At 48.9% G+C, this 587-nt stretch carries 1 pseudogene; it reads left to right on the forward strand.

The features are described 5' to 3' along the window. Positions 1-494, forward strand: a pseudogene (gene nudE, locus CIK04_RS22525) (ADP compounds hydrolase NudE); the annotation flags it as partial. Positions 495-587 lie beyond the last annotated feature (93 nt).

Here is a 587-nt window from a genome sequence, read left to right on the forward strand (position 1 = left end):
TTTCTATCGAAAGCCTTGAACTGCGTTTCTCCAACGGCGAAGAGCGAATTTACGAACGCCTCAAGCCGAGCGGTAAAAATGCCGTGATGATGGTTCCCGTTACTGAGCAAGGTGACCTATTATTAGTGAGAGAGTATGCTGCAGGTACAGAGCGCTATGAGCTTGGCTTCCCTAAAGGGCTTATTGATCAGGGAGAAAGCGCCGAACAAGCAGCGGATCGGGAATTGAAAGAAGAAATCGGCTTTGGCGCGAAACATAACGACCATTGAAGCAAGTGGTGCTGGCTCCTTCCTATTTCTCAAGCAAAATGACGCTGTTTTTGGCACAAGATCTGTTATCCAGAAACATTGGAAGGCGATGAGCCAGAGCCGCTTGAAGTGGTTCGTTGGCCACTCGCGCAGGCAGAAGAACTTCTTCATCACTTAGATTTTTGTGAATCCCGCAGTATCACAGCGCTACTATTGGCACTGAGAGCACTTCGACCGGCCAAGTAGTAAGGAAGAGAGCTATGCCTACCTCACAGAATTTATCGGCACTGTTGTCCGCAAGTTATCGATATTGCTCGCACCGCGGGGCAATTGATTCTG

It is taken from the genome of Vibrio sp. 03_296 (genome assembly GCF_002265885.1).